The organism is Arcobacter caeni, assembly GCF_003063245.1.
Taxonomy (GTDB): Bacteria; Campylobacterota; Campylobacteria; order Campylobacterales; family Arcobacteraceae; genus Aliarcobacter; species Aliarcobacter caeni.
Window position 1 is genome coordinate 244,521 of record NZ_MUXE01000001.1, and the last position, 23,411, is coordinate 267,931.

21 protein-coding genes are annotated in these 23,411 nt (G+C 27.3%); 14 read left to right on the forward strand and 7 right to left on the reverse strand.

All coding sequences use genetic code 11. The features are described 5' to 3' along the window. Window positions 1–44: 44 nt before the first annotated feature. Genes B0174_RS01045 through B0174_RS01060 form a run of 4 tightly spaced genes read right to left on the reverse strand, consistent with a single transcriptional unit; the run spans window position 45 to window position 3,948 of the window. On the reverse strand, window positions 45–1,466 hold the full coding sequence (locus tag B0174_RS01045; RefSeq protein WP_108557777.1) for a leucyl aminopeptidase: 1,422 nt from the start codon (window positions 1,464–1,466) through the stop codon (window positions 45–47). Then, window positions 1,456–2,157, reverse strand: a complete 702-nt coding sequence (locus tag B0174_RS01050; RefSeq protein ID WP_108557778.1) for a DedA family protein — start codon at window positions 2,155–2,157, stop codon at window positions 1,456–1,458. The genes B0174_RS01045 and B0174_RS01050 overlap by 11 nt, the downstream gene beginning before the upstream one ends. Window positions 2,158–2,169: 12 nt before the next feature. Beyond that, window positions 2,170–3,378 (reverse strand): tryptophan synthase subunit beta, encoded by a 1,209-nt coding sequence (trpB, locus tag B0174_RS01055; protein ID WP_108557779.1) that lies wholly within the window; start codon window positions 3,376–3,378, stop codon window positions 2,170–2,172. 24 nt (window positions 3,379–3,402) lie between these two features. After that, window positions 3,403–3,948 (reverse strand): adenine phosphoribosyltransferase, encoded by a 546-nt coding sequence (locus tag B0174_RS01060; protein WP_108557837.1) that lies wholly within the window; start codon window positions 3,946–3,948, stop codon window positions 3,403–3,405. Window positions 3,949–4,096: 148 nt separating this feature from the next. On the opposite strand from B0174_RS01060, the gene B0174_RS01065 reads away from it, so the two are divergent. Next, entirely contained in the window at window positions 4,097–4,900 is an 804-nt protein-coding gene (locus B0174_RS01065) for a DNA ligase (RefSeq protein ID WP_108557780.1), read from the forward strand. Between the two features lie 4 nt (window positions 4,901–4,904). On the opposite strand, the gene B0174_RS01070 is transcribed toward B0174_RS01065, so the two are convergent. The 3 genes from B0174_RS01070 to ispG all read right to left on the reverse strand — a co-directional run bounded on the left by B0174_RS01070 (window position 4,905) and on the right by ispG (window position 7,872). Continuing rightward, on the reverse strand, window positions 4,905–5,303 hold the full coding sequence (locus B0174_RS01070) for a type II secretion system protein (protein WP_108557781.1): 399 nt from the start codon (window positions 5,301–5,303) through the stop codon (window positions 4,905–4,907). 65 nt (window positions 5,304–5,368) lie between these two features. Further along, the gene (locus tag B0174_RS01075; protein WP_108557782.1) at window positions 5,369–6,811 is read right to left on the reverse strand and encodes a replicative DNA helicase; all 1,443 of its coding nucleotides are present in this window, start codon (window positions 6,809–6,811) and stop codon (window positions 5,369–5,371) included. Beyond that, complete coding sequence (gene ispG, locus B0174_RS01080; RefSeq protein ID WP_108557783.1) at window positions 6,811–7,872, reverse strand: flavodoxin-dependent (E)-4-hydroxy-3-methylbut-2-enyl-diphosphate synthase; 1,062 nt, start codon at window positions 7,870–7,872, stop codon at window positions 6,811–6,813. Before ispG ends, B0174_RS01075 begins: the two co-directional genes overlap by 1 nt. Window positions 7,873–7,978: 106 nt before the next feature. Here ispG and B0174_RS01085 point away from each other — a divergent pair, with 106 nt between their 5' ends. The 13 genes from B0174_RS01085 to tyrS all read left to right on the forward strand — a co-directional run bounded on the left by B0174_RS01085 (window position 7,979) and on the right by tyrS (window position 23,403). Then, the gene (locus B0174_RS01085) at window positions 7,979–10,054 is read left to right on the forward strand and encodes an ATP-binding protein (protein WP_108557784.1); all 2,076 of its coding nucleotides are present in this window, start codon (window positions 7,979–7,981) and stop codon (window positions 10,052–10,054) included. A 55-nt stretch (window positions 10,055–10,109) separates the two neighbouring features. Next, window positions 10,110–10,841 (forward strand): CvpA family protein, encoded by a 732-nt coding sequence (locus tag B0174_RS01090; RefSeq protein ID WP_108557785.1) that lies wholly within the window; start codon window positions 10,110–10,112, stop codon window positions 10,839–10,841. A gap of 15 nt (window positions 10,842–10,856) precedes the next feature. Beyond that, window positions 10,857–12,377 (forward strand): lysine--tRNA ligase, encoded by a 1,521-nt coding sequence (gene lysS / locus B0174_RS01095; RefSeq protein ID WP_205663481.1) that lies wholly within the window; start codon window positions 10,857–10,859, stop codon window positions 12,375–12,377. A gap of 23 nt (window positions 12,378–12,400) precedes the next feature. Next, window positions 12,401–13,663: a serine hydroxymethyltransferase gene (locus B0174_RS01100; protein ID WP_108557787.1), complete on the forward strand. Its 1,263-nt coding sequence runs from the start codon at window positions 12,401–12,403 to the stop codon at window positions 13,661–13,663. A 26-nt stretch (window positions 13,664–13,689) separates the two neighbouring features. Continuing rightward, complete coding sequence (locus B0174_RS01105; protein WP_108557788.1) at window positions 13,690–14,706, forward strand: SPOR domain-containing protein; 1,017 nt, start codon at window positions 13,690–13,692, stop codon at window positions 14,704–14,706. A gap of 14 nt (window positions 14,707–14,720) precedes the next feature. Continuing rightward, window positions 14,721–16,130: an anthranilate synthase component I family protein gene (locus tag B0174_RS01110; protein ID WP_108557789.1), complete on the forward strand. Its 1,410-nt coding sequence runs from the start codon at window positions 14,721–14,723 to the stop codon at window positions 16,128–16,130. Window positions 16,131–16,209: 79 nt separating this feature from the next. Beyond that, a complete protein-coding gene (locus tag B0174_RS01115) occupies window positions 16,210–16,995 on the forward strand; it encodes a pyridoxine 5'-phosphate synthase (protein WP_108557790.1) in 786 nt (261 codons plus the stop codon). Continuing rightward, window positions 16,988–17,923 carry a 4-hydroxythreonine-4-phosphate dehydrogenase gene (gene pdxA, locus B0174_RS01120; RefSeq protein WP_108557791.1) on the forward strand — a complete coding sequence of 312 codons (936 nt, stop codon included), beginning with the start codon at window positions 16,988–16,990 and terminating at the stop codon, window positions 17,921–17,923. The genes B0174_RS01115 and pdxA overlap by 8 nt, the downstream gene beginning before the upstream one ends. After that, window positions 17,920–18,987, forward strand: a complete 1,068-nt coding sequence (locus B0174_RS01125; RefSeq protein WP_108557792.1) for an ATP-binding protein — start codon at window positions 17,920–17,922, stop codon at window positions 18,985–18,987. Before pdxA ends, B0174_RS01125 begins: the two co-directional genes overlap by 4 nt. Window positions 18,988–19,042: 55 nt before the next feature. Further along, window positions 19,043–19,750, forward strand: coding sequence for a UMP kinase (pyrH, locus tag B0174_RS01130; protein ID WP_108557793.1), 708 nt, complete (start codon window positions 19,043–19,045; stop codon window positions 19,748–19,750). Between the two features lie 24 nt (window positions 19,751–19,774). Continuing rightward, window positions 19,775–19,993, forward strand: coding sequence for a DNA-directed RNA polymerase subunit omega (locus B0174_RS01135; RefSeq protein ID WP_108557794.1), 219 nt, complete (start codon window positions 19,775–19,777; stop codon window positions 19,991–19,993). A 38-nt stretch (window positions 19,994–20,031) separates the two neighbouring features. Continuing rightward, a complete protein-coding gene (locus B0174_RS01140) occupies window positions 20,032–22,176 on the forward strand; it encodes a RelA/SpoT family protein (RefSeq protein WP_108557795.1) in 2,145 nt (714 codons plus the stop codon). 18 nt (window positions 22,177–22,194) lie between these two features. Continuing rightward, window positions 22,195–23,403, forward strand: a complete 1,209-nt coding sequence (gene tyrS / locus B0174_RS01145; protein WP_108557796.1) for a tyrosine--tRNA ligase — start codon at window positions 22,195–22,197, stop codon at window positions 23,401–23,403. Window positions 23,404–23,411: the final 8 nt, after the last annotated feature.

A 23,411-nucleotide genomic window follows, 5' to 3' on the forward strand; every position in this document is an offset into this window, starting at 1 on the left:
AAGATCTAGTATTAGAATACTTGATCTCTTTTTATATAAAAATTTTAGTTATTATCAACTAAATCTTGTAAAAATTTAATTGTCATTCTAACTCCAGCGCCACTTGCTCCATGTGGATTATATCCCCAAGGTTTTTCTACAAATGCAGGTCCTGCTATATCAAAATGAATCCATTTTTCTTTGTTTTCATCATTAATAAAGTTATCTAAAAACATTCCAGCAGTAATTGCTCCACCATATCTTGTGTTTGCAATATTACAAATATCAGCAATTTCTGATTTAATAGATTTTTTTAAGAATCTATTGAAATCTAAAGTTGTTGCATATTCACCTGATTTTAAAGCAGATAAAACTGCATTTCTTTTTAATATTTCATTATTTCCCATGATTCCTGTTGTATATTCACCAACTCCTACCACACAAGCACCTGTTAGTGTTGCATAATCAAAAATATAATCAATATCTTTTATTTCATCTTGAGCGTAACATAAACAATCAGCAAGAACAAGTCTCCCCTCTGCATCTGTATTTCTTATTTCAATAGTTTTCCCATTTTTTGCTTTTAAAACATCATCCGGTTTATAAGCATTTCCACCAATCATATTTTCAACAGCTCCAACAATTCCATGAACTTCAAAAGGAAGTTCTAATTTTGCAATTGCCCAAAGAGTTGACATAACAGCACAACCACCTGATTTATCAGATTTCATAGTAACCATAAAATCAGCAGGTTTTAAAGATAATCCACCTGAATCGTAAGTTAAACCTTTTCCAACTAAAACTATTTTAGCTTGCGCATTTTTTGGTTTGTAAGTTAAATGAATAAGTTGTGATTCATGAACAGAAGCTCTTCCAACACTTAACATTGCATTCATTTTATTTTCTTTTAAAAACTTTTCACCCTCAATTTTAACTTCAATATCAGCACTTTTTGCAAGTTTTTTTGCAAATTTAGCCATAACTTCAGGATAAAAATCAGCAGGTGGAGTATTTACCATATCTCTTGTTTTATTTACAGCTTTTGAAATAATTATTGATTCATTTAATATTTCTTCAAATTTATCGTTTTTATTTGGTACTAAAATTTGAAGTTCAATTCTCTTTTTATCTTTTTCTGATTTATAATTTACAAATTTATATTCACCAAGAATTGCACCTTCGATTAAAGCTTTAAAATTATTTTCTAAAACTTCATTTAATTCAATTCTTGCATTTGCAAATTTTGTTGTTTGAAGTTTTTTGATTGCAGTTGCACTAGCAATTGCAATTGAGTCATAATTTTCTTCTTCGTAACCCACATAAATCTTTTTTGATTCTGCTAATAGTATACAAGCTTCATCTTTTGCTTTAAAATCTAAAAATTCTAAAAGCTCTTTATCCTCTAAATTTTCAATATTTTTTACAAAAATGATCTCAATTTCTGCATCATTTTTCTCTATATTTTTATCAACTAAATTAATTTTCATTTATAACTCCTTTTTCAACTTTTTTTGTAGCTTTATTAATATAAAATATTATGCTTCCGCCTAAAATAACGATAAGGGGAATTGCAAAATACCAATGTTTTTTTGTCCATTCAAGAACTATTATAATCTCATTTCCAAAATACCAAACAGGAACTATTGTAAGAGCTGCCCAACACCATGCGGATATTAGATTTATAAATGCAAACATTCTTGCATCATATCTTGTAAGTCCAATAGAAATAGGAATTATTGTTCTCATTCCATACATATATCTTTGCATAAAAATTATTGGCCATCCATGTTTTTTTAAAAGTAAATGTGCAAATGCAAATTTTCTTCTTTGTCCTCTAAATTTTTTATAAACATAATCTTTATTAAATCTACCAATATAAAAATAAACTTGATCTCCAGCAAAACCACCAAGACCTGCAACAAATATTGCAATATAAAGATTCATATCACCAGTATGTGCCAATAATCCAGCCATTATAAGACCAGCTTCACCCTCTAACATTCCCCATGCAAAAAGTATTATATATCCATATTTTCTAAGAAGATATACAAACTTTTCTTCTAAGCCATCTACTGGCGCATTATATAAATTATAAGCTAGAAATGAAAAAAATAAAATCAAAAATATTGCTAGTATTTTTCCCGAATGGGGTTGTATTCTCCTAAAAAGCTCTTTCACAATACCCCTTTTTTATTCAAAATTTAACAAACTTTTAGCTTGTACCATATCTTTATCTCCTCGACCAGATAAGTTTACGATAACTATTTTATCTTTAAATTTCTCCTTTGCCTTTTTTAAATAAGCGATTGCATGTGATGATTCAAAAGCTGGAATAATTCCCTCTTTTCTACTAAGCCATACAAAAGCATCTAAAGCTTCTTTATCCGTTATTGAATCATAAGAAACTGATTTATTATCTTTATGAAAAGAGTGTTCAGGTCCAATTCCTGGATAATCAAGTCCCGCACTAAAAGAGTGAGCTTCTATTACTTGACCATCTTCATCTTGAAGTAAATATGAACATTGTCCGTGTAAAACTCCAGGACTTCCTTTTTCTAGTGAACAGCCATGTTTATCTGTATCAAGTCCTAAACCACCAGCTTCAATTCCTATACAAGTTACCTCTTTATCTTCTAAGAAGTGTGAAAAAATACCAATAGCATTAGAACCTCCACCAATACAAGCAACTACATAATCTGGCAATCTATTCTCTTTTTCTAAAATCTGTTTTCTTGCTTCATATCCAATAACAGCTTGGAAATCACGAACCATCATAGGATATGGATGAGGACCTGCAACTGTTCCAATTATATAAAAAGTATCTCGTGCATTTGTAACCCAATATCTAATTGCGTCATTCATGGCGTCTTTTAAAGTTTTACTTCCACTTTGTACAGCTATTACTTTTGCCCCTAAAAGTTTCATTCTAAATACATTTAATTCTTGTCTCTCAACATCTTTTGCACCCATAAAAACAGTACATTCTAAGCCCATAAGAGCAGCAATAGTTGCAGTCGCAACTCCATGTTGCCCTGCTCCTGTTTCTGCTATTACTTTTGTTTTCCCTAGTTTTTTTGCTAACAATCCTTGAGCTATAACATTATTAACTTTATGAGCACCTGTATGATTTAAATCTTCTCTTTTTAAATATACTTTTGCACCAATTTCATCACTTATATTTTTTGCAAAATATAAAGGATTTTCTCGTCCAACATAATCTTTTAATAAATAATTAACTTCCGTCCAAAATTCTTTATCAAATCTATATTTTTTATATTCAGCTTCTAATTCTTTTAAAATTGGCATCAAAGTTTCTGGAACATATTGTCCACCAAAAATACCAAATTGACCTTTTTCATTTGGGTCAAATATGCTTGGTTTTGGAATATAATTACTCATTTATTTTCTCTTTTTATTAAATTATTAAATTTCTAACACGGAATAAACAGGAGCTATTTCTCTTAATTTTTTAGCACCATCTAATATTTGTATATTCATTAAAAAACACACTTCTACTAAATTTACATCTAATTTTTTGATTAAAGTAGCAGCTGCGTTTGCGGTTCCACCACTTACAATTATGTCATCTATTAATAAAACATTTACATTTTTTTCATTATTAAAAGCATCAAGGTGAATTTCAACTTCATCAAAACCATATTCAAGCTCATATTTTTCACAAACTGTCGTAGTTGGAAGTTTTCCCTTTTTTCTTACAGGAACAAAACCAACGCCTAATCTATCAGCAAGTGCAGCACCAAAAATAAAACCTCGTGAATCGATACCTGCGACATAATCTAAATTATAAGATTTATATCTATCTTCTAAATGGTTCATCAAAAGCTTAAATGCAACTTTATTATTTAATAAAGTTGTAATATCTTTAAAAACTATTCCATGTTTGGGAAAATCATTTACACTTCTTATTGAATCTACTAATATTTTTTTATCATTGTCATTTAATACAATATTTTTATTCAATCAAAATCCTTTTATTATCGCTACTTTATCATAAGTTGAATATTCTATCTAAATATTTATTATTGTTTAATGATGTTTTTCGAATATTTAAGAATCTATAATATATAATATAAAACATTATTTATAAAGGATTATTATGAGATTCTTGATACTATTTTTTCTTATTATTAACCTAAATTCTCAAGAGCTTCAAAAAGCAAAAAATTATGATAATTCAAAACATAATATTACAAATTGGTATATGAGTGAAAAACTTGATGGAATCCGTGCATACTGGAATGGGAAAGAACTTCTTAGTAAAAATGGTAATAAAATATATACACCAAGTTGGTTTACAAAAGATTTCCCGCCTTTTGAACTTGATGGTGAATTATGGACAAAAAGAGAAGATTTTGAAAATATACAAAATATAGTTTTAGATACAAATCCATCATTAAAATGGGAAGAAATAACTTACAATATCTTTGAAGTTCCAAATGAAAAAGGAAATTTTGATAAAAGATTAGAAAAAGTAAAAAATTGGTTAGATAAAAATCCTACTAAATTTATTAAAATAATTCCTCAAATAATTTGTAAAAATGATACTGAATTAAATATCTATTTAGAAAAATTAGTTAATGAAAAAGCAGAGGGAATTATTCTAAAAAATCCTAACTTAGAATATTTTAGTGGGCGAAGTGAAAATATTTTAAAAGTTAAAAAATTTTATGATAATGAGGGTTTGGTAATAGGATTAAACTACTCAAAAAATGATGAATTTAAAAGTTTAAAACTTAAATTAAATAATGGAATTATTTTTAATTTAGGTGGTGGTTTTTCAGATATACAAAGAAAAAATCCACCTCAAATTGGAGATATTGTAACTTTTAAGTATTATGATTTAACAAAAAATAATAAACCAAAATTTGCTTCTTTTTTAAGAATAAGAAAAAAAGAATAATAATTTAATAAAGCTCATAAGAAGCTGTAACTATCTTTGCTTCTTTTATTTTTTTACAAATAGTCGTATCTTTTTGGCTATCAACTACAACTTCAATAGATTTATTTTCACTTTGTGAAGTTTTAACTTCTAAATATACGCAAGAATTTTTATCACTTATTTTTGTATCACTTACCGTCCAGTTAGTGTCATTTATCGTCAAAACATCGCTTATTTTTTCAATTTTTTGATTTAATAAATAATAACTTTGAAGAGAAGAAACAGCTGTATTTAAATCTCTTTTAATAGTTGAAACCAAAGCAGAATCTTTTGTATCAATATATTTAGGAATTGCAAAAGATGCAACTATTCCTAAAATAACAATAGCAAAAATAAGTTCTAAAAGTGAAAAAGCAGATTTCATAATAATCCTTAAAATAATTTTAAAGATTATATGTACTTATTTCTTAAAATAAGTTTATGTATTATTTAAAAAATATCCGGCATATCGATATTTGTCTCTCGTTCCGTATCAGCAACTGTTTCAAATACCATTTCTATTGGTGAATTATTATGCTCATTTTCTTTATCTACAAATCGTGTAAGTGCTTTTTGGAAATTAAGTTTTACTGTTCCAATTGGTCCATTTCTTTGTTTTCCAATAATTATTTCTGCTTCTTCTTCTGGTTTATTTATAAATTTAGATTTATAATCTTCACCTTTGTCTTTTGCTTCTTTTTCTTTTCGTGCTTCATCTCGTTCTTTATAAACATCATCTCTATAAACAAACATTATAATATCGGCATCTTGTTCGATTGCTCCAGATTCTCTTAAATCTGATAACATTGGTCTTTTATCTGGTCTATTTTCAAGTCCTCTATTTAACTGAGAAAGGGCAATAATTGGGATTTTCATCTCCCTTGCTAACATTTTTAAACCCCTTGAAATATCTGAAACCTCTTGGTGTCTATCTTTATTTCCTGTTCCTTGCATTAATTGAAGGTAATCTATGATTACAAGTTTTATATTATTTGATTCATTTTGAGCAAGTTTCCGCACTCTTGCTCGAAGTTGATTAATATTTATACTTCCACCATCATCAACAAAAAGTTTTTTTGTATTTAAATCATCAAAAGCGCCACTAAGGTTTGTCCATTGTTGATCATCTAAATCACCTTTTCTAAGGTTTTGCAAAGGAATAGAAGTTTTTGCAGAAAGCATCCTTAACATCAATTGTTCAGCTGGCATTTCCAGTGAAAAAAGAATAACACCTTTTCCTTGTTCTACATTTTTTAAAGCCATATTTAAAACAAGTGCTGTTTTCCCCATCGCAGGTCTTGCTGCAATAATAATCAAATCCCCTGCATTAAAACCTGTTGTTCTTCTATCAAGTGCTTCAAATCCAGTTGTTTCACCAATGAGGTGTTTATTCCCCATTTTTTTCATTTTTTCTATATATTCAAGAGTATCATGAGTTACAACCTGCATATCTTTTAATTCAGAAGTTGCTGAGTCTGTTGAGATTTTATAAAGTTCTCCTTGAATAGTATCAAGGGCTTCATTTGCACTCATATCTTCTTCAATTGCTACTTTTTTTATAGTTGTGGCAAGTGTTGCTAATTCTCTTTTTACTGAACCATCTTTTATTTCTCGTACATATGCTAAAGTATTAGTGATTGGATTTGCTGAAAGAATTTCTAATAAAATAGAATCATCAACATCTTTTGAATCAACTCTTTTTCTTATAAACTCTTCATCAATTGGCATATCGTCATTATGAAGTTTTACCATTACTTCAAATATTTTTTTATGTGCTGGTAAATAAAAATCTTTAGGTTTTAAAACACCTAAAACATCTTCGAGTTCTTCAGGATTAAATAAAATAGAACTTAATACAGCTCTTTCTATATTTATACTATAAACGCTATCCATTATTTTCTCTTTTGGGCTTCTATTTCCACTTCCTCTATAAATCTGTTTATTAAAGCATCTCCTGAAAGTTTGGCAATAATTTCACCTCTTTTCATAACAAGTCCACTTCCTTTTCCAAAAGCAATAGCAACATCAGCACTTTTTGCTTCTCCAATTGCATTTACAACACAACCCATAACTGAAACATCCATTGATGTTTTAATGTGTGCTGTTCTTTTTTCTATTTCAGAAACTGCACTTACTAAATCAGCTTCAATTCTTCCACAAGTTGGGCATGAAACAATATTTAAGCCCTCTTTTGCAATTCCCACATCTTTTAAAATTGCCTTTGCAACTTTTATCTCTTCTTCAAGTTCACCTGTCATTGAAACTCTTAAAGTATCACCTATTCCATCAAGTAAAAGTGAACCTAAAGCTATTGATGATTTAATAGTTGAATGAAACTGAGTTCCAGCTTCTGTAACACCTAAATGAAATGGATAATTATTCATAGGTCGCAAAGTTCTATAAGCTTCAACTGTTCTTTGAACATCAGAGGCTTTTAGTGAAACTTTTAAATTTGTAAAACCTAAATCTTCAAGAAACTTAATATTATAATCTGCACTTGCTACCATTCCAGCAGGAGTTTGTCCATATTTATCTTCAAATTGTTTTTCAAGAGACCCTGAATTTACTCCAATTCTAATAGGTATATTTCGCTCACTACAAGCCTTTACTACTTCTTGAACTCTTTTTTTATCTCCAATGTTTCCTGGATTAATTCTAATACAATCTACCACTTCAGCAGCAATTAGAGCTAATTTATAATGAAAATGAATATCAGCTACTAAAGGTAAATCAACCTGTTTTCTAATCTCTTTTAATGCTAATGCTGCTTCCATATTTGGAACAGCAACTCTTACTATATCAGCACCTGCAAAATGTAAAGCTGTGATTTGCTCAACTGTTGCTTTTACATCTGATGTTTTTGTGAATGTCATTGATTGTACAGGAATTGGGGCATCGCCACCAATTCGTACATTTCCTACAAATATTTGTTTAGTTGGGTATCTTTTTATCATGGTGTGATTTTATCACAAATTTATTAATTCTAAATGAATATTAATTAAAAAGAAAGTTGGGTTTATGTATAGTAAAAACTCTTAAATCTACTAAAAGTTTATATTAATGCACACCAAAAGAAATGTTTTTATTGCGATTTTCTCTTTTTTAGTTCTAACTATTTGTGTCCTTAGTGGCACTTATTATTACATCTTAAATAAACAAAAAATTCTATTAGATTCTACTTATAATACAATGAATACACATATTTTAAAACTTACTGAAAATTTTATAGATAATAAAACAAACACTACACTAGCAATAGCTTTATCGTTGGTAAAAGATTCTGAATTACATAAATTAATGTCGAGTGAAGAGTATAATAAATTTAACTATAACGATATTTCACTACAAATAAAAGAAAATACAAAATATAAGAATATTTGGATTCAAATAATAGATAAAAACGGAAATAGTGTCTATCGTTCTTGGACAGATAAAAAAGGTGACAATCTTTTTTTTAGAAAAGATTTAAAAAAATTTATCGAAAATAAAAAAGTTTCTACTTCTATTAGTGTTGGATTATATTCTATGACAATAAAAGCCAGAGCACCTATAATGGATGAAGAAAATAACTTTTTAGGAGCTATTGAAGTTATTGGTAATTTTAATTCTATTTCTACTGATTTAAAAGAAAATAAAATTGATTCTGTAATAATTGCAGATAAAAAATATAATGAAATAATTCAACTTCCATTTAGCAAAATATTTATAGATGATTATTATATTGCAAATGAAAATGTAAATAAAGAATTAATCACTTATTTACAACAAAATAAAATTGAGAAATATCTTAAAATTGATAATTATATAATAGAAAACAACTATATGATTTCAAAATATGATCTTTATAATAATAAAAATGAAAAACTAGGATATATTTTAAATTTTGTAAAATTATCAGATATAGATATTCGAATTGTGGAATCTTTTAAAATTCAAACCATTATGATTTCCGCAATAGTTCTAATTACTATGCTTTTCTTCTTTTTAATTTATCTTTATACAAGTTATTTAAGACTTTTAAGAATTCAAGAAAATAAAAAAGAAGCTATTCTTAATTCTCAAGAAAATATTATTGTAATTACGCTTGGAAATGAAATTATTGATGCAAATCAAAGATTGTATGATTTTTTTACAAATACTAAAGATTTAGAAAGTTTTAAAAGAAAATATAAATGTATTTGTAGTGCTTTCATAGATATGAAAGATGATATTTATATTATTGAAAAATATTACAATGGAAAAAATTGGGCTGAACATGTTTTAGCAAATCCAGATAAAAATTTTCGAGTTGCTATAAAAAATATGCAAGAAGAAATAAGACACTTTTCTATTAAATGTTCAATAGTTAAAGATGAAGATTTTATAATCGCAACTTTTACAGATATAACTCAAGAAATAGAACAAATTCAAGCAAATAAGGAAAAAGATAGAATACTTTTTCAACAATCAAAAATTGCTGCGATTACAGATACTTTAAAAAATATTGCCCATCAATGGAGACAACCTTTAAGTGTAATAAGTACAATAACAAGTGGAATGAAACTACAAAAAGAGTTAAATATTCTTGATGATAATGAATTTAATTTATCTTGTGATGGAATAATAAATAATACAAATAAATTATCTACAACTATAGATAATTTTACAAATTTCTTTAATACAGATGATAATTCAACTAGATTTTCATTAATAGAAGCTCTTGAAAATACAAGAAAATTTATGGATTCAATTTTAGAAAAAAATTCAATTGAATGTGAATTGATTTACGATAATGACATAATTCTAAACTGTAATAAAAATGATTTTTCACAAGCTATTTTAAATATTTTAGATAATTCAGTTCATGCTTTAATAAATGTTGAAAATATTGAAGATAGATTTATATTTATGGAATTTAAAAATAATATTTTACAAATAAAAGATTCAGGAAATGGTATAGATGAAAATATTATTTCAAAGATATTAGAACCTTACTTTACAACTAAACATCAGGCTTTTGGAGTCGGACTTGGGCTTTATATAGTAAACGAATTTTTTGTTCAAAATCTTGGTTATAAAATTGATATTCAAAATGTAACTTATGATTATAAAAATAAAAATTATTCTGGGCTTAACTTTATTATCGATTTTAATTAAACTTCGATTTTGTAAAGATTAGATATAATGCACGAATTATAAGAAAAGGGATTTAATGCAAGATTTTTCTATTTTTGATTTAATTATTATAACTATTACTCTAATATTAGGACTAAAAGGACTATTTAGAGGATTAATAAAAGAAGTATTTGGAATTATTGGAATTATTGGTGCGATATTTGTTGCTTCAAGAATTTCAAAAGAAACAGGCGATTTATTAGCTCCAGTTTTAGTTTTAGATAATCCAGCAACCATAAAATTAATTGGATTTATAACTGCGTTAGTTGCTGTTTGGCTTATAGTTTATACAGCTGGTATAATTGTTAGTAAGATTTTTTCAGCGAGTGGATTAGGTGTTGTTGATAGAATTTTTGGATTTATATTTGGAGCATCAAAAGTATTTTTAATATTCTCAGTTATCGCTTATGCTTTATATCAAGTTCAATCTTTCAAAAAAGTAATGGATGAAAAATTTGAAAACTCATTTATGATGCCTCATTTAATAAGTACAGGTTCATTTATTATAAAACTTGATACAACTGCAATTACAACAAATGTTAATAAAGTAATTGATACAACAAAAGCTTCTGAAGTTATTGAAAATACAAAAAATAACATAAAAGAAAATATTCAAACAACTACAGATAGTGTAAAAGAAGCTGTTGAAGAAGAAGTTATAGATACTATTAAAGAAAAAATAGAAGATACAAAAAATACAACAAAAGAAGAACTAGGTAGTACAAAAGAAAAACTAAGAAGTATTGCTAATAAACCACAAGAAAATTAATTAAGGGATTTAATATTGTTTGAAAATACATATATACAACAAAGAATTGAAAAAGCTGAAAAACTAAGAGAAGTTGGAATTAATCCTTATGCAAATGAATGCTCAAGAAATTGTACGATTGCAAAATATTTAAATGTAAATAGTGATATTCTTCATACAGAAGAAAAAAGAGATGAAAATAGAACTTATACAGTTGCTGGAAGAATTAAACTTTTCAGACTTATGGGAAAAGCTAGTTTCTTAAAAATCGAAGATGAAAGTGGAATGCTTCAAATTTATGTGGCAAGAGATAATTTACCTGAGGGATTTTATAACGACATATTCAAAAAAAATATTGAAGTTGGAGATATTATAGAAGTTTCTGGTTATCCATTTGTAACAGGACAAGGTGAACTTTCACTTCATGCAGATGGTTTAAAAATTCTTACAAAAGCTATTTCTCCACTTCCAGAAAAATTTCATGGTATTCAAGATAAAGAGTTAAGATATAGACAAAGATATTTAGATTTAATTATGAATTCAGAAGTGCGAAAAACTTTTCATATTAGAAGTAAAGTAATAAGTTTAACAAGAAGATTCTTTGAAAACAAAGGATTTTTAGAAGTAGAAACTCCAATGATGCACCCAATTGCAGGTGGAGCAAATGCTAAACCATTTGTTACTCATCATAATGCTTTAGGAATTGATAGATTTTTAAGAATTGCTCCTGAGTTATATCTAAAAAGATTAATTGTTGGTGGATTTGAAGCTGTATTTGAAATTAATAGAAACTTTAGAAATGAAGGAATGGATGCAACGCATAATCCTGAATTTACATCTATTGAATTTTATTGGGCTTATAAAACTTACAAAGATTTAATCGTTTTAACAAAAGAGTATTTTGAATATTTATTTGAACATTTAGAATTACCAACAGTTTTACCTTATGGAGAATTAAAAATAGATTTTAGTAACTTTACTGAAATTCCATTAATTCAATCTTTAGTACAAATAGGTGGAGTTCCTGCTGATATTGTTGAAGATAAAGATAAAATTATTACATTTATGAGAGAAAAGAAATTAGATGTAAATGATAAAATGAATATCGGACAGCTTCAAGGTGAACTATTTGATGAATATGTTGAAGCAAAACTTATAAATCCAACATTTATTACAGAATATCCAGTTGAAATTTCTCCACTTGCTAGAAGAAATGATGAAAAACCTCATTTAACTGATAGATTTGAATTATTTATTGCTGGAAAAGAGATAGCAAATGCATTCTCAGAGTTAAATGACCCAATTGATCAACTTCAAAGATTTGAAGGTCAAATGGAAGCAAAAGAGTGTGGTGGAGATGATGAAGCCCATGAAATGGATGAAGATTTTGTAAATGCTTTATCTTATGGAATGGCTCCAACAGCTGGACAAGGAATAGGAATTGATAGATTAGTTATGATGCTTACAAATGAGCACTCAATTAGAGATGTATTACTTTTCCCAGCAATGAAACCAATCAAAAATGAAATAAATCTTCATGATGAAGAAATACAATAATTTATAATATTTAGGATACAAAGATGAGATATATAACAAACGCAACGCTAGAACAAGCAGATAAAGAAGTATTTGACATAATAGAGAATGAATTAAAAAGACAAACTAATCATTTAGAAATGATTGCAAGTGAAAACTTTACAAGTCCAGCTGTTATGGAAGCTATGGGTTCTGTTTTTACTAACAAATATGCTGAGGGTTATCCTTATAAAAGATATTATGGTGGTTGTGAGTTTGCTGATGCTGTTGAGCAATTAGCAATAGATAGAGCTTGTGAAATCTTTGGATGTTCTTATGCTAATGTTCAACCTCATTCTGGTTCTCAAGCTAATGGTGCTGTTTATGCTGCACTTATAAATGCTGGTGATAGAATCTTAGGTATGGATTTATCTCATGGTGGACATTTAACTCATGGTTCTAAACCATCTTTTTCTGGAAAAAACTATTCTGCATTTTATTATGGTGTTGAACTTGATGGTAGAATCAATTATGATAAAGTTATGGAAATTGCAAAAGTTTGTCAACCTAAAATCATTGTTTGTGGTGCTTCTGCATATGCAAGAGAAATTGACTTTAAAAAATTCAGAGAAATAGCTGATAGCGTTGGTGCTATTTTATTTGCTGATATTGCTCATATTGCAGGACTTGTTGCTGCAAATGAGCATATGAGTCCATTTCCTTATGCACATGTTGTAACAACTACTACTCATAAGACTTTACGAGGTCCAAGAGGTGGGATGATTATGACAAATGATGAAGAGATAGCTAAAAAAATCAATAGTGCAATTTTCCCAGGAATTCAAGGTGGACCACTTGTTCATGTAATAGCTGCAAAAGCAGTAGCATTTAAAGAGATTTTAGATCCTGCATGGAAAGATTACGCAAAACAAGTAAAAGTAAATATAAAAGTATTAGCTGATGTGTTAATTAAAAGAGGATATGATTTAGTTTCAGGTGGAACAGATAATCATCTAGTATTAGTGAGTTTTTTAAATAAACCATTCAGTGGTAAAGATGCAGATGCAGCTTTAGGAAATGCAGGGATAACTGTAAATAAAAATACAGTTCCAGGTGAAACAAGAAGCCCATTTGTAACTTCAGGTATTAGAATAGGAAGTCCTGCATTAACAGCTAGAGGAATGAAAGAAAAAGAGTTTGAAATAATTGCAAACAAAATTTGTGATGTATTAGATAATATTGAAGATACAGTTTTACATGCTAAGATTAATAAAGAACTAGAAGAATTAGCTAGTGGTTTTGTGATTTACAATAAATCGACTTTTTAAGGGTTTTATATAAATAAGGATATGTTATGCAAATAAAAGGTGAAGAGTTTGTAAAAAAAGTTCAAATTCAGCAAGAAAGAGAAGAATTAGAACGAAAATTAAATGAACTTGAAGAAGTAGAAATGTCAATTAATAATGACTCTGTTATTTTGGAAAGAAACAATACTAATGATTATAATAGCAATAGCTATAATAATAATGTTGAACCAAATGAACATGAGCTTGATAATATTATGCTGGGTTCATCTAATGCAAATGAAGATAATAAGAAAAAATATCTAATATTAGGTATTGTTCTTGTAGTTTTATTTTTACTAACTATAATTATTATACGACTATTAACAAGTGATGCTCCCAAAGAAGACCAATTTACATCAAATAGTGCTAGTTCTACTGAAATGAAAAAACTACAAGATAGTGATAATATTGAAGAAAATTTTCAAAAAATTATTAATGAGAGAGTAAAAAAAGATACAAATGAACCAATGGCACCAGAAGTTCATAACTCAGCATCAAAATCTCAAAATAATGAAAAAGCAGAAGATTCAAATACTCTACAAGCTTTTGAAAACCTACAAAAAGAAGCTGAAAGTTATAATTCAAAATCAACAGGAATTTCAGATGAAGCAATTGATCAAACTATAAAAAAAGTTGAAAGAAGTAAATCTTCTGGACAAAAAGAAAAAGTATCTACAACTCCTGTTTCAACACAAAAAGAAGAAATTGTTACAAAAAAAGTAGAGACAAAAAAATCTTCTATTAAAGATTTAGTAGAAACTCATTCTGAAAATACAGTATCAACTAGTATGTCAAGTGGATATTTTATTCAAATTGGAGCATTTACAAAAAAACCAACAGATAGTTATGTAAGCACAATTAGAAATGCAAAATTAAAATATAAAATATATCAAGACACAGTAAACGGTGTAGCTTATAATAAAGTATTAATTGGTCCTTATAGTTCAAAAGCAGCAGCAAGTGAAAGTGTTGAAGATGTAAAACAAAAACTAAATGTTACAAGTGCATTTGTAGTTAAATTTTAGAAAAAGTGACATTAATGAATTTTTATAGCAAAGAACTGTTTTTAGATCAATTTACACCTGTTTCAATATATGAAAAAATAAAGAATTTATATAAAGATGAAATAACATTTTTATTTGAAAGTACTATTAATTCAAGTACTGGAAATTATTCTTATATTATTATTGGGGATAGAGAAAGAGTTTGGTATGAAAATGGAACTTGCTTTTATAAAAATGAACAACAAGAAATTTCTACAGTTGAATCAAATCCATTAATTTTTTTAAAAAGATATTATAAAAATTTCGATAAAGAACTTTACAAAAACAAATCTTTAGAATTAGGAATTGGTCTAATTGATGGATTCATTGGAAATGTTGGATATGACATTGGAAAAGAGTTTGAACCTAAATTAAAAGAGTCTATGAATTCATTAGTTGATGAACTAAATATTCCCGATTTAGATTTAATAAGACCCAAAATAATTCTTGGATTTTCACACAAAACTTCAAAACTTGTGATTATTACATCCATGAATGAAAAAGAAAAAGATTTAGAATTAATAGAAAAAGAACTCTTAAAAAGTTATGAATATACTCCATTAAAAAAAGCAACTATTCTTGATGAAGGAAAATTCAACTTTACAAAAAAAGAGTTCTTTGAAATGGTTGCAAAATCAAAAGAGATGATAAAATCAGGAGATGTTTTTCAGATTTTAATGTCTAATAGATTTACTCAAAAAGCCATTGTTGATCATCTTAGTTTTTATAGAGCATTAAGAAGTAAAAATCCTAGTCCATATTTGTTTTTATTACAATTTGAAAATTTCTCAATCGCTGGAAGTTCTCCTGAGGTTATGATAAGACTTGTTGATGGGCATCTTCTTTTAAGACCAATTGCAGGAACAAGAAAAAGAGGTCGAACTTTAGAAAAAGACCTTGAAATGGAAAATGAACTAATCAACGATGCAAAAGAAAGAGCTGAACATCTAATGCTTGTTGATTTAGGAAGAAATGATGTGGGAAGAGTTGCACGACCAGGAACTGTAAAAGTTACTGATTTAATGCGAATTGAAAGATATTCTCATGTTATGCATATTGTTTCAGATGTGGAAGCAATTATTGATGATAAGTATGATATGTTTGATTTATTTGCAGCAACTTTTACAGCAGGAACAATGACTGGCGCTCCAAAAATTAGAGCTATGGAATTAATTGCTCAATTTGAGGGAATTAAAAGAAATTTTTACTCAGGAAGTATTGCTTATTTTGGTTTTGATGGAAATATGGATAGTGCAATTACTATTAGAACTACAATGCTTACACATGATACTTTAATATTTCAAGCAGGTGCAGGAGTTGTTGCAGATTCTAATCCTGAAGATGAATATTTAGAAGTTCAAAATAAACTAGCTGCAAATATTGCAACACTAAAAGATTTATCATAATCTAAAAAATCCCACAAAGACTTCTTTATTTAATATTGGCTATTATTTCATAGAAAAAGCCAATATTAAAGGATATAAATTGCTACTTGGTGTAAATATTGATCACATTGCAGTTTTGAGAGAAGCTAGAAAAATCAACGATCCAAATCCACTTGATGCTCTTAGTATTTGCAAACTTGCAGGTGCGAATCAAATAACTATTCATTTAAGAGAAGATAGACGACATATTCATGACAATGATGCAATTGCCATTATTCAGCAATCATCACTTCCTGTTAATTTGGAGTGTTCAATTAACCCTGAAATTATTGATATTGTTTGCAAACTAAAACCTGCACGGGCAACATTAGTTCCTGAAAATAGAAATGAAGTTACAACTGAGGGTGGACTTGATGTTAAAGGAAATTTTGAAAAACTTCAAAAAGTAATAGATAAACTTCATGAAAATGAGATTGAAGTATCACTTTTTATTGACCCAAATGAAGAAATTATAGAACTTTCAAGCCAACTGGAAGTTGAATGGGTGGAGTTACATACTGGAACTTTTGCCAATGTTTATGCAATGATTCATTCAAACTTATCTTCAACGCATCACAGTATAAAAGAGTTAGAATTAAGTAAAGAAGAGTTAAAAAACAAATTAACTAAAGCAATTAAAGAAATAGAAACTTCATCAAAATTAGCAAAAAAATTAAATCTAAAAATAGCTGCTGGACATGGATTAAACTATCAAAATGTTACACTTATTTCAAAAATACCTGAAATTGAAGAGTTAAATATAGGACAAAGTATTATTGCAAGATCTGTATTTACAGGTTTAAATAAAGCAATTATTGACATGAGAGAGTTAATTAAAAATGACTGATTTAAAACCAAAAATAGCTGTTAGTATAGGTGATTTAAATGGTATTGGAATTGAAATAGCTTTAAGATGTCATGAAAAAATATCAAAAATCTGCCAACCAATTTATTGTATAAATAACAAAATGCTAAAACTTGCAAGTTATGAATTAAAAATTGCTGTTCCAGAGAATTTTAAACTATTTGAAACAAAGGGTAACTTTGATTTAGAAGCGGGAACTGTTTCAAAAAAAGCAGGAAAATATTCTTATGATTCATTTATAGATGCAATTAATTTGGCCAATAAAAAAGAAGTTGATGCAATTTGTACACTTCCAATTAATAAAGAATCTTGGAGTAAAGCAAATATAAAATACAAAGGTCATACTGAAGTTTTAAGAGATTATTTTGATAAAAATGCAATTATGATGCTTGGTTGTAAAAAAATGTTTGTAGGGCTTTTTACAGAACATATTCCACTTAAAAAAGTTGCAAAAAAAATAAATGAAAAAGATTTAACAACTTTTTTAATTGATTTTTATAAAAATACAAAAAGTAATAATATAGGTGTTTTAGGACTAAATCCCCATGCAAGTGATAATGGTGTATTAGGAAATGAAGAAGAACAAATAATTAAAGCTATAAAAAAAGCAAATAAATATTTGGAAAAAGATATTTTCAAAGGACCATTAGTTCCTGACACTGCTTTTTCACCACTTTCAAGAAAAAACTTTAAATATTTTGTTGCAATGTATCATGATCAAGGATTAGCTCCACTTAAAGCTTTATATTTTGACCAAAGTATAAATGTAAGTTTAAATCTTCCAATAATTAGAACTTCTGTTGATCATGGAACTGCTTTTAATATTGCTTATAAACATGAAAAAATAAATACAAAAAGTTATGTAAATGCAATCAAAGAAGCAATCATTTTAATACAAAATAAAAAATGAGAACACTAGAAGCTTGTTATGAAATTAACTTCTCAAAAGTTAATTTCATGGAGCGAAAAACAAAAATAACTGAATCAAAAACTCTAATAAGTGGTGCTTTTAAAACGGGAAAGAGTTATCTTATTTATGACTTTTTATCTACTTTTAAACCCAAAGATTATCTTTATATTGATTTTTCAGATTTAAGAAATGATGCTAGTGAAGTTAGTAAAAATTTAGAAAAATTTATAAAAATGAATGAAATTACTGTTTTAGTATTAGAAAATTTTGATTTTGATTTTGAACTTCCAACTTGTGAAAATATTATTATTTCTACCAAAACACCTATAAATCTAAAAGGTTTCAAAAATATAATAATTTCTGCTTTAGATTTTGAAGAGTATTTACTACATGATAATAGACATCAAAATATAACTCAAAGTTTTAATAGTTTTCTAAAATTTGGAAATATTCCTGAATTAATTAATTATGAAGATCACAAAAAAATAAATCGTTTACAAGAAATAATAGAATTACAATGTAAAAATGAAACTCAATATGAAATTTTTAAAATTTTAATTGAAAATATAGATGAAAAAAAGTCTTTATTTCAACTATTTAACACTTTAAAATCAAAAATCAAAATATCAAAAGATAAGTTTTATGAAACTTGTAAAATTTATGAAAATAATAAATCTATCTATTTTTTACAAAAATACAATCAAGAAAAATCTGTAAAAAAAATATATTGTTATAATCACTCTTTTTTAAATGCAATTTCCCATGTAAAAAAGTTTAAAAATGAGTTTTCTAATATGATATTTTTAGAATTAGTACATAAATATAAAGATATTTATTATTTAGATAGTATTGATTTTTATATTAAATCAAAAAATATTGCAATCATACCTATTCCATTTTTTAATAGATTTTTAATGAATAATGCACTAAAAAAAATTATTAAAAATGCTAATGAATTTGAAATAAATGAGATAAATATTATTACAATTTCTAACAATGAAAAAATATCTGATCCAAAATTGAAAATAAATATAATTCCATTTTACGAATGGGCGTTAAGCTAAGTATTTGTTAATGATTTTTTAGATAAAATCCAAAAATTATAGAAGGATATGCATAATGAACAAAAGAGTACTTGTAAAATTTTCTGGTGAAGCATTGGCTGGTGCTGAAGGTTATGGTATTGATACTCAAATATTAGATTATATTGCTGAAGAGATAAAAAGTTTAGTTGAAAACGGTATTGAAGTTGGTATTGTAATTGGTGGTGGAAATATAATCAGAGGAGTAACAGCAGCAGCTGATGGTGTTATTAAAAGAACAAGTGCTGATTACATGGGAATGTTAGGAACTGTAATTAATGGTATTGCTATGCAAGAAGCATTGGAGTACAAAGGTTTAAGTGCAAGATTACAAACTGCAATTAAAATGGAGCAAATAGCTGAGCCATTTATTGTAAGAAAAGCAACAAGACACCTTGAAAAAGGAAGAGTTGTAATTTTTGGTGCAGGTACAGGTAATCCATATTTCACAACTGATACAGGAGCTACTTTAAGAGCAACTGAAATTGGGGCTTGTATGTTAATAAAAGCTACAAAAGTTGATGGTGTTTATGACAGAGATCCAATGAAATATCCAGATGCTAAAAAATTAGAAACTTTATCTTATGATAGAGCATTAGAAGACCATATTAAAGTAATGGATGATACAGCCATTGCACTTGCTAAAGACAACAAACTTCCTATAGTTGTTGCAAATATGAATGAAAAAGGAAACTTACTAAAAATCATTTTAGGTGATTATAGTAGATGTTCAATAGTTAGTTAATAATTAAATACAAAAGGATAACTTATGATGAGATTAGAAGAAAGAATATCAAAAGCTTTAAAATATGTTGACAATGACAGATATATTTTAGCAATCGCTGTTGGACAAAGAGCGGATGAATTAAGTAAAGGTGCAAAACCATTATTAGAACAAAATACTCAAAAAATGAAATATACTGATATTGCAATTGATGAAATTGCAAGTGGCTTACTAAGAATAGAAGGTTTTGTGGACAAGAAATAAAGATGAGCCAAAAGCTTATCTTTAAAGTCTAATATACTATGGATCCATTTATCAAAGAAATTCAACATATAAACAATGTTGAAGATGCAATTAACAAACTAAATACTCAAACAGAAATATCTGAAAAACTAAGTGAAATAATTAATTTTGTAATAGAAGCCCATGAAGGTCAATACAGAAAAAGTGGAGAACCATATTGCGTTCATCCAATTTTAGTTGCCTCTATTACAGCTCATTTTTCAAAAGACGAAGCAATTATTGCAACTGCATTATTGCATGATGTAGTAGAAGACACTAATTATTCTTTGGACTTCATAAAAGAGAGATGGGGCAGTGATATTGCTCATATGGTTGATGGATTAACTAAAATTGTTGAAATTAGAGAAAATGAATTTATAACTTCAATTGATGCTAGTGATTCTAAAATAATATCTTCTGCACTTACTTTTAGAAAAATGTTAATAGCCTCAATAGATGATGTTAGAGTTTTAATCGTAAAACTTTGTGATAGATTGCATAATATGTTAACACTTAGTGTTTTACCTGCAAATAAACAAAAAAGAATTGCCGAAGAAACTTTAGTTGTTTATGTTCCTATTGCAAATAGACTAGGAATTTCTACTTTAAAAAATGCTTTAGAAGATTTGGCATTTTTTTATATTTATCCAAATGAATATAAAAAGATTGATAATTTTTTAAGAGAGCAACAAAGTGCAATGCAACTTACTTTTAATACATTTATTTCTACAACAAAAAACCTTTTAGAAAAAAATGGCTATGATTTAAATAAAATTAAAATTTACAGTAGAATAAAACATCATTATTCAATTTATTTAAAAATGCAAAGAAAAGGGATTTCAATAGATGAAGTTTTAGATTTATTTGCAATTAGAATTTTAGTTGAAGATGATATTGATTGTTATAAAATTTTAGGATATATGCACCTAGAATTTAAACCATTAATTTCAAGATTTAAAGATTATGTAGCAACTCCTAAAGAAAATGGTTACCAAACGATACATACTACAATATTTTATAATTCTAAAATTTATGAAATTCAAATTCGTTCTTTTGAGATGAACAAAATCGCAGAATTTGGGATTGCAGCACATTGGAAATACAAATCTGGAGCTAAAAATACTACAAATCTTAACTGGTTAAAATCTTTAGAGTTTTCAAATGAAAATGTAGAAGAGTTTTACCAAGATGCAAAAGACAATTTGTATACTCAAGAAATTGTTGTTTATTCACCAAAAGGTGAAGTATTTATGCTACCGGTTGGCTCAACAGCCTATGATTTCGCATTTGCAGTTCACAGTAATGTTGGGAAAAAAGCAATTGGATGTTATATTAATAAAATAAAAAAACCTCTTTTAACTGAATTAAAAAGTACAGATATTGTATCTATTGAATTAGGTGATGAGATTATTGTTAGATGTTCTTGGATGGATATGGTAAAAACTTCAAGAGCAAAAAAACAAATTAAATTTTTATGTACACATAGACAAAAAGAGATAGACGAATTATCTGGAAAGAATATTATAAATACTGTATTTTCGAGATATTCTGATGATATTACAGAAATATATCCAATAGAATCTCCACATAAAATACCACAAATTTTAGATTTTTTTAAACATACTAAACAGATAATTGAGAAAAAAATAATAAGTCATAAAGGTTTAATGACCAGATTTAAAATATTAACTAGTAAAATTAAAGAATATAAATTTGATAATGTTTTAATAAATTCAAATTTCAGTATAAGTTCTGTATCATTTGACCATTGTTGTCATCCAAAGTTTGGTGATGATATTGTTGCTTTTAGAAGTGGTAATGAAGCTATAATTCATCATAAAATGTGTGATAAAGCCTACGACAAAATAAAAACAAATCAACAAATGCTTTTTTGTAAATGGACAATAGATACAGTTTATCAATATAAAATGGTAATTAGTATTCCAAATACAAAAGGTGAATTAGCAAAAGTACTAACTTATATGGCTGAATATGAGTTTTATATATTAGGTGTAGAGTTTGGACGACAAACTCACTCATATATACAATACTGTTATATTGAGTTTGAAATAAACAAATCAAATATAGAAGAAGTTAGAAAAATAATAGAAAGAAAAGTAAAAGTTATAGAATTTTATTCAAAAAAAGATGCTTATAACAAATAATTAAAGGGTAAAAAATTAATGGAAAAAAAAGTTCAAGAAGCATTAAGTGAGATAAAAAGAGGAACATCTGAAATTATTGATATTGAAGCAATAGAGAAACTTATAAAAAAATATTTTGAAACTGGTGAAAATTTTTATATAAAAGCTGGATTTGACCCAACAGCCCCTGATTTACATTTAGGACATACAGTTCTTATTCAAAAACTAGCAACTTTCCAAAAATTTGGAGGAATTATTCAATTTTTAATTGGAGATTTTACAGCAACTATTGGTGACCCAACAGGGAAAAGTGAAACTAGAAAGATTTTAAGTAATGAACAAGTTTTAAATAATGCAGAAACATATAAAGAACAAGTTTTTAAAATTTTGGACCCTAAAAAAACACAAGTAATGTTTAATTCAACTTGGTTAAAAGAGTTAGGAACAGGTGGACTTATTCAACTTGCTTCAAATTTAACGGTAGCTAGAATGTTAGAAAGAGATGATTTTTCAAAAAGATATGCTAGTAATACACCTATTGCATTAAGTGAATTTACATATCCTTTACTTCAAGGTTATGATTCAGTTGCAATGAATACAGATATTGAACTTGGTGGAACAGACCAAAAATTCAACCTTCTAATGGGAAGAACTTTACAAAAAGCATATAACTGTAAAAAACAACAAGCAGTTTTAATGATGCCTATTTTAGAAGGTCTTGATGGTATTCAAAAAATGTCTAAATCATTAGGTAACTATATTGGTGTAACAGACCAACCTTTTGATATGTTTGGGAAAATATTATCAATTAGTGATGAATTAATGTGGAGATATTTTGAATTATTATCTTCTAAATCATTAAAAGAGATTGATGAAATTAAAGAAGGTGTAAAAAATGAAACTTTACACCCTAAAAAAATAAAAGAAGAACTTGCTATGGAAATAGTAGAAAGATTCCATGGAAAGGGCGAGGGACAAAAAGCAAAAGAAGAGTTTGAAAGAGTTTTTGCTAAAAAAGATATTCCAACAGATATGGCTGAATTTGTATTTGAAGCTCCAATTTGGGTTTGTCAAGCGTTAGTTGATAGTAAACTTGTTGATTCAACTTCTCAAGCAAGAAGAGATATAAAAGCAAATGCAGTATCAATAAATCAAGAAAAAATAGATGATGATAAGTTAAATTTAGAAACTGGCGAATACATTTTACAAAAAGGTAAAAAAAATTTCGCTAAGATAGTAATAAAATAGAAAGGCTA